Source organism: Verrucomicrobiia bacterium (assembly GCA_035946615.1).
Lineage (GTDB): Bacteria > Verrucomicrobiota > Verrucomicrobiia > Limisphaerales > UBA8199 > DASYZB01.
Genome location: DASYZB010000130.1, coordinates 1 through 7,689 on the forward strand (window position 1 = coordinate 1; position 7,689 = coordinate 7,689).

Below are 7,689 nucleotides of genomic sequence, written 5' to 3' on the forward strand. Positions count from 1 at the left end.
GCATCTAGGCCCCGCGTCGTATCCACACAAAGCGAGGGCTACCCTCGCTCCGATGACCGATACGACGATTACCGTCAGCGACACCAGCAGATGCTTCTGCTCAAACCTGAGAGGCTTGACGTTCGATATATCCAGCTTGAATAGGTTATGTTTCATTTTCATATTTTCAGTTGTTCACAATTCACACTAATCGTTTGTTTTGTTATTTTGCGTTCTACTTATCAACAAATAGGCAACCGGACCAGCCAAGGCAAAAAGGATTACCCCGATGGAAAAGAACCTACTGACGATTGAACTCGTACGATGGATTTCCATGAGCCTCTGGGCCCTGGAATCCAGCAGGTCAAAAGAAGGCCAACCCCGCGCGGTCGCGTACGTGCCCACCACAAGAGGAGGAGCCTTGCGCATGCCCCTGAGGTCTGAAAGAGCAGCGGGGACAGGAAGGTTAGGACGGAAATCGGGGGGGGCGGTTGATCGGAAAACCCTGACAGAGTGCAACTCGATGGACTCTTGCAGCGGTGTTATGAGACGCCCTTCGTGATAGGTGATCAGGTAAAAATCAGCCTTGGAAACCAGGGGCACTGTGACGGCACCGTCATTTGTCTCTTCGAGAACCTTATAGAGGACATTCGTATTAGGAATCCGGAGTGGCAAATAACCGGAGGGGAACTGCTGAGGGAATGACACATGGTTGCTCTGCTGGATAAAAGCGGGAAGGTGCGGTGGTTCAGCAGACAGTCTCCAACTGGATGACCACTTAAAGTCTTTGGCGCCCGTGTATTCCTCCATGGGCAGCTTTCCGATCGGAAACAGCTTACCGCCCGAAGGAGCCTTCAGGAGGTAATCGGAGGATGCGTAGGCATACCAGAGCAATAGGAGTTTTCGCTCTAAAAAGTAGGGCGCCGGTCCTTCGAATATCTCGCCTGAACTGTTTGCATAGGCTGCGCCAGGACTGGGCTCCGGTTTGCTGTTCTTATGGGACGAGGGTACGATCGAATAGATGTTCTTTCCGTCGCAACCTACTCTCTCGTATTCAGGAATTACGTAGCGCGGCTGGCCTGGTTGGTCGCTCCAGCCGGGCGGTTGGCTCACCTTGACGTCTTTTGGAGTGAGCTCTATGGTCCATTTGTTGCCACACGAGGTAACCGAAAAGCGGTAAACAGAGTTCGTTCCGTAGGGGACACCTGAAGGGTTGAAGCTAAGCAGCTCCCCATCGACCTCATAGCATGGAGGGGCAGGGTCCGCACGGCCTGCGGCGACAGACCCGAGCAAACATGCAACGAGGCCGAGGAGGCGAGTCCCTGTCAGTGACGGGGCAAATTGTCGTCGAACCTCGGCTTGGCTTTTTGGCAATCCCCAAAGAAGCAACGCTGAGGGAATGGAGAAAAACAGCAGGAGCAGCGTGCTAAGAAGACCGGTTGTTGCCGCATGTCCCGGAAGCCACACAGCGGCAATCCCCATGCAGTTGCACGTAAGGCTGTGCCGCAGCAGGAACAATCCGGTTCGATAGATTCCAAAGAGCGCTGAGAGCCATATGAGGCTTGCTAACCCAGAGCGAAGCTTTGACGTTCGTGTCAAAAAACACACGACTGCGACTTCGACGCCTGCGGCAGCAATGAGCATCTGGCGGCCTGTTAAAAATCCAATGACAGGGTCGGCGCCTTGCAGCATCGTTATGGGCTGCTCGCCCAGAGCCATGAAAACCTTCAGGCCCGCGGTGACCGCGAGCAATACACCGCAGACCGCCAGGTACAACCGGGCAAGTCTTTCCATTTGAGTCGTCATGTCCTTTTGTCCTCCTCAGGTCCGTGCGCGGGGTACCATGCTAAGAGCATGAACCCAAGCCACTGCGTCATGGGGTTGGTGTGCCTGACACCGGTGAGATCCTTGTTGTTCCGCTCGCTCCATTTTTTCTCCTGCTCCTCTGCCGTACCTGGTGCGACACCCCCCGAAGCTGACGGCTAGGCTAGGGGAAAGCAAACACCGGGTTGGAACGTTGGAGCGTACCGACCCGATGGTCGCCGTTTCAAGGTTGTAGCGTCCCATGCGTTTGAGGAAATTCCCGAGCCGTTGGGCAGAAGCTCTCATAACCTTAGCTGGGAGAATTTAGTAGCGGATTATCTGAATTTCGTCAATAGTTTTTTTATGATTTTTTGATTTTGTTATCGTTGTTGCCCGGTTCCATCCATTCGAGCCAGTATTCCGCGGTTTGGAGCCGGGCGGAGCGCTGAGGGGCGGCAGAAGAGTGGACTGGCGCGGGGTGCCACCGAACCGCGCCCATCGGGTGCTCCGGCTAGAAAAGCAGGGTCCAACAAAAGTCGCCCAATCCCACCAGCCAGGCGAGGCCCATGACAGCGATAACGCACCGCCCGGCCCATCCGGCGCGTTGGCAGAAGTGGCCGCATCCCAGTCCAAACAGACAAGCGAACGGAACAAAGGCCTGGGCGAAGAAACGCATGTTCTGGTTGCAGGCAAAGGGGAACTGCATGGCATAAGCCACCGTGATTGCGCTTTGGCACCCGGCCAGGCACAGGCATGTCATCCACACCGGCCTAAGCTCAGGCCGGGGCCGAACCAGGATGCCGGCGGCCAGCACGAGCAGCATGCCCAGACAGCCCCAGCGCAGAAGCAACGACCAATGAAACGAGTACTGCTGCATTCCGTACTCATCGTAAAGCAGGCTGGCCATCAGGGCGGACGGGTCAAGTTACCGCGAGTGGGGTGGCTTACCCAAACAAAGCGCACTACAAAGGACGCCAGACCAAATCATGGCTGAGACAGCGCAGGGTAACGCCCGATTCGCCGTAAACCGGACTGGGAGCTTTGAGGAATTGCTTTCGGAAGCGAAACCAGTCCTGCAGATGGGTTTTGGTGCCGTAGATGCGGCGTCGCCCGCGACGCGGCTTGCGAGAACGTCGGGGCGAAGGCGGGAAATAGGCCGCGGCATCGGAGCGCGCGCGCGTGACCAAGTGGTGACCCCGGCCAGTAACGAACGGGCGAATTTGGCGGCGGCGCAATAAGCGTCGGCCACGACCGTCAAAGGACCGCTACCCTGCAAGCTGAGCAACAAGGCGCTGAGTTTATCCAATAACGTGCGTCGGTCACGGGCGCACCAGACGATGCCTTCGTGGATGCGAGCGGCCACGGCACGGCCAGACAAACCCCGGCCACTTGCACCAGCAAGGCGATGGCCTGCAGGGGGAGTGGCCCATGATGAAACAAGCCTTGGCATTGCAGCGGGACTCCTGGTGGAGGCTTTTGACCGCCGGCATTTTGCGGCCTTCCTTGGGGCGCTTAAGCCCATCGGCCAGCACGACCGGGCGGCCCTGGACTCGCACCAGGCAACGGCGAAACAAATGCTGAAAGCTCTGCCACCACAATTGGGTCAGACGGTCCAGGCCCAGCGCTGAAGAATGGAAGAAATGCAGCAGGCAGTAATAGCTGGCGTCGGACAGGCCGAGGCTGCGGACCAGGCTGGTGACGCCGGCCAGGTCAGGGCGCAGGCGCAACGCCGCCAGGACGAGCACCAGCCACAAGAAGGTCGTCGTGCGGGAGCAAGCCGGGCGCAGCGGTTGGAGGGCGCGCAACCAGGCCAGCCAGAGGAGATGTGAGCGTTTGGGGAAAGTGGAATGGTTAAAAAGCTTGCTCCGTTGCCAATGCAGTAGGCCCCCTGGGCACTCTGCTTGGCGCGATTCAACGTCGGCGGTAGCAGGGCCGCCAGGATGCCAATGATAGCAATGACCACCAACAACTCCAGAGGGTGAAAGCCCCGCCTTTCTTTCTGTACTGCTTGGTGCTAATAGGTTGCGTAATGGTTCTATTTCGACACCGCTTGCCGATTGGGATTCGCGGGTCAGTGACGATTTTGCGATCAAACATGTGGTCAGATTTAGCACCATGATGCCGGGGGATTACGCGAGTCGAGCCATCAGGCGCCGGTGTTTCAATATTTCAGGTTCTCCCAGGCATTCAGTTCCTCGACGGGCGCCAGGCTCCGGCGCAAGCGCCAATTGAAAAGCGCGTTCATCCAGAAGTTCCATAAGGTGATCAACAGAATGGCCAGTAAATTCGAAAGGTAAAGATTCACCCTGAAATGGACGTAGAACAGGTTCAGAAGCATCACGGCGAACCCGATGCCTGCGCCGCATATGGCCTGGAACTTCACCAACCTCCGGAGCATCCCCCAGCTTCTACCGTCGGCCGCGCCCATGCCGCGGAATGTCCAGACTTCGTTGAAAAGAAAGTTGCTCAACATTGCGAGTTCGGCAGAGCAGAACTTGCTCACGCTTACGTTCCAGCCCAGGTTCCTGGCCAGAACGTGCAGCACCGCCATATCCACGAGCACGCCGCTCGCACCGACGACGCAGAATTTCACGAATTGCCGCGAGCGCTCCGAGGTCATCAGGGCCAGAATCGCCTTCTTCATTGTCAGATCCTCGAGCTGGCCAGCGTCGGTGTCTTTTCCTTTTTCACTCTGCATTCCGCCCTCTCTTTCAGGCGACCCATATAAAGTTGACTTGCCGCAGCAAAAACCATTTGACCCAGCCGGTGCAAACCGTCTGGACGCGTGGCAGCGCGACGCCCCGCGAACGGATCCCACACCGCCGCCGTTTTCAGGTACGGCCCCAGCAAACTCTGTTCCAGGTACAGAATGTTAGTGCAGTCCGGTCCCGGCAGGCCCTCCCAGCCCTCCACCCAAGTCTGGCCCAGCAGCACGTTCTGGCCATCCCGATTGGGCAGAACGCTGTCCTCATGGTCTCCCGCATACAGGTCAAACGCGAGGCCGAACTGCTTCAGGTTAGAGAGGCATTTCACCCTCTGAGCCCCTGCTTTCGAGTGAGCCAGTGCCGGCAACAGCAACGCCGCCAGAATGCCAATGATCCCGATCACCACCAGCAGCTCAAGCAGCGTAAACGCCTCGCCCCCTCCGCCCTGCACTCGATTTTTCATACGAGTTCTCATATTCATGGTCCATGGTTTCGTGTTAGCGACTCAGCCTTCCCCTCATCCAGCCCAGTCAAAGCTGACGAACTGTCTCACAGCCCAGACCTGCAATAGCGCTAGCAGCGCCACGTAATACCAAAATATCCACCGCTGGCGCGTCCTCGCCAGCAACTGCGCCAGCACAACGAACAACGGGAAGAGCACTACGATATACCGCCGATAGGACATAAACCAACTCGAAAGCGCCGGCACCAAACCCGCCGGCAGCACATAGAAAAACCAGGTCTTATCGAGCCGGTAGATCAATGGCAAAAGCGCCAGGAACAGCACAAAGAAGAAACGGTCCAGCATCGAATGCATCATCCCACCCAGGGTCTGAACGTTAGAAAGCGCACGGAAGAATCCCGCGTAGTTGAACAGGTTTTGGATCGAGGGCGAGTTTGGATACGACCTCTGGGCGTCAAATCCCTCGAGAGCATTGCCCGTCCACAGCCGCATCAGGCCAAAATATGCGGCGTAGCCCAGCAGTGGACAGGCCAGCAGGAGCCAAGCCATCAGGCTGCGGTTGGTCGGTTTGCATTCGCTGGGTTGAAGTTGGTTCTGGCGCCCCCGCTCTTCGTAAAGACGCCAGGCCAAGGGAAGCAGCACAAAAACTCCCACCGGCCTGGCCAACGGCAGCAGGAACCCCGCAAGGCCCGTTAAGGCCGGTTGCCGCAGTTCCAGGCCCCAGAAAAAAGCCATCACGAGGACGAAATAAAACGATTCACTGTACGGGAACGAGAAGAAGAGCGCCCCGGGAAAGGCGAGCATCAGAATCAGCGAGTCCCGTCCGACACCCGGGCCGTAACGCCGTTCCACCAAGCGGTAAAACAGGCAGAGGCCGATAAGCGAGAGCGCGTTGGCCAGCACCATGGCTGCCATTAAGGGCGAGTTCCCGGCCACTGCGGTTGCTGGTCGAAGGACCATCGGCCAAAGGGGGTAAAACGCGCAGGACATCGAACCCGCGGTGTAGCCGTCCTTGCTCAGGCGCAAATAATGGGCGGCATCCCAACTAGCGAACCGACTTGATAGTGTGGCTTTGCCGCCCGGCGGCCAGTTGGCAAGAGCGCTGCGAAACGTCCCCTGATCAAGGGTGCCAAACAATCCTCCGGCGGCCGCCAACGCTAAAAGCAGTTTGGCTGCAAGGACCACGCGCCACGGTTTGCCGGTCACAGCCACAGTTCAGGAGCCTAGCCCCTGGCAATGGTCTGTCAATGCCGACTGTGTATTATTGGCATTAATATATTGCATGCTTTGCACAGCGCCGTTTTATCTCGGTACGCTGGCATTCATGCTTCGTCTCTTCGTCAGAAAAGCAGACAGACGTACAAATCTTCAAGGCCGAGCAGGAAGGCCGCGAAGATCACCGAGAATGCGCGCCGCCCGGCCCATCGGGCGCGTTGGCAGAAGTGTCCGCATCCGAGTCCGAACACGCAAGCGAATGGAACAAAAGCTTGGGCAAAGAAACGCATATTTTGGTTGCAGGCAAAGGGGAACTGCATGGCATAAGCCACCGTGATTGCGCTTTGGCACCCAGCCAGGCACAGGCATGTCATCCACACCGGCCTCAGATCAGGCCGGGGCCGAACCAGGATGCCGGCGGCCAGGACCAGAAGCATTCCCAGGCAGCCCCAGCGAAGAAGCCACGACCAATGAAACGAGTACTGCCGCATCCCGTACTCATCGTAAAGCATGCTGATCGCCAGCGCGGTCGGGTATGAATTCCACATCGGGGGATCGTAGTAGTGGCCTCCGTGGATGAACGCCGGCAGGTCGAACGACAACAGGCGGTGCCACGCCGGGACGAGGACGCGAAGGTTGTCAGGCAAAGCCGCGTTCACATACAGCGGATGTCCGGTTTCCGCCGCCGTGCGAACCCACCAGAAGATCTACCAGGCTGCGGCAGGCAGGCCCGTGAGATAGGTTCGCCACAAAGCCGTCCACCACCCGGCGCGCTGCCATTCCGACCAGAGCACCAACAGCAACGCGCCGCCAACGAGGGCCAGCGAGGACCCTTTTGTGGCGAGGGTTGCCGGAAGCAGAGCGGCGAGCCACCACAACCAGCGCCGTTCCCCAGAGCGCAGGAACTCCGCTGTCGCAAGCATTACCGCGTCTCCGAGCAACGGCAGCAAAACGTCATTGTTGATGCGCGCGGCGAAGAAGTGGTTTCCTGGCAGCAGGGCCAGGGTGGGCGCCAACGGCCTCCTCCCCGTTGAATTGCAGCCGGCGGAACAAGAGGATGCCAGCGGCGATCACACCCAGATACAGGGCTGCGGAAAGGAATTGGACCGGCCGGAACGGGTCGTCGAACGCATCGCGTGGAAACGGCAAGTGCCAGAGCGCGGCAACGACGTAGTACAGCGGGGGCTGCCAGGTTTCCCAGCCCTGCGCCACGCCGGGCAGCGTCCGGCGCGCGGAGAGATGGTCAATGTACTCGCGGTGACCGCCCACGTCGTGTTGTCGAACCCACGGTGTGGTGACGTCCACGTACTGCAGCGCCAGCAGCCCCGCCAGCGCCACAGGCCAAGCCACCCAGGCGCCGTAACCACACCGGCGCGCCGGCGCGAACGCCACGGCCTGGACCTTGTAAACGCCCGAGGTGTAGTCGAGCGCGCCGAAGACGAGCCCGTCCAGCCAGCAGTAATAGGCCAGGCCCGGCAGCCAAACCAGCGGTCGCAGCCGCGCCTTCCACGAAAGCAAGCCCCA

9 protein-coding genes are annotated in these 7,689 nt (G+C 58.7%); all 9 read right to left on the reverse strand.

Annotated features, from left to right (window positions below):
* Positions 1–186: 186 nt before the first annotated feature.
* Positions 187–1,773, reverse strand: a complete 1,587-nt coding sequence (locus VG146_18860) for a hypothetical protein (protein HEV2394416.1) — start codon at positions 1,771–1,773, stop codon at positions 187–189.
* Positions 1,774–2,293: 520 nt separating this feature from the next.
* On the reverse strand, positions 2,294–2,689 hold the full coding sequence (locus VG146_18865; GenBank protein HEV2394417.1) for a hypothetical protein: 396 nt from the start codon (positions 2,687–2,689) through the stop codon (positions 2,294–2,296).
* Positions 2,690–3,101: 412 nt separating this feature from the next.
* Positions 3,102–3,587, reverse strand: a complete 486-nt coding sequence (locus VG146_18870; protein HEV2394418.1) for a hypothetical protein — start codon at positions 3,585–3,587, stop codon at positions 3,102–3,104.
* 356 nt (positions 3,588–3,943) lie between these two features.
* Positions 3,944–4,426 (reverse strand): GtrA family protein, encoded by a 483-nt coding sequence (locus tag VG146_18875; GenBank protein HEV2394419.1) that lies wholly within the window; start codon positions 4,424–4,426, stop codon positions 3,944–3,946.
* 2 nt (positions 4,427–4,428) lie between these two features.
* Positions 4,429–4,950, reverse strand: a complete 522-nt coding sequence (locus VG146_18880) for a type II secretion system protein (GenBank protein ID HEV2394420.1) — start codon at positions 4,948–4,950, stop codon at positions 4,429–4,431.
* 54 nt (positions 4,951–5,004) lie between these two features.
* On the reverse strand, positions 5,005–6,162 hold the full coding sequence (locus VG146_18885; protein ID HEV2394421.1) for a hypothetical protein: 1,158 nt from the start codon (positions 6,160–6,162) through the stop codon (positions 5,005–5,007).
* A 128-nt stretch (positions 6,163–6,290) separates the two neighbouring features.
* Complete coding sequence (locus tag VG146_18890) at positions 6,291–6,824, reverse strand: hypothetical protein (protein ID HEV2394422.1); 534 nt, start codon at positions 6,822–6,824, stop codon at positions 6,291–6,293.
* 48 nt (positions 6,825–6,872) lie between these two features.
* Positions 6,873–7,181, reverse strand: a complete 309-nt coding sequence (locus VG146_18895) for a hypothetical protein (GenBank protein ID HEV2394423.1) — start codon at positions 7,179–7,181, stop codon at positions 6,873–6,875.
* On the reverse strand, positions 7,120–7,689 hold a 570-nt coding region (locus tag VG146_18900), incomplete at its 5' end, for a hypothetical protein (GenBank protein HEV2394424.1). The genes VG146_18895 and VG146_18900, both read right to left, overlap by 62 nt.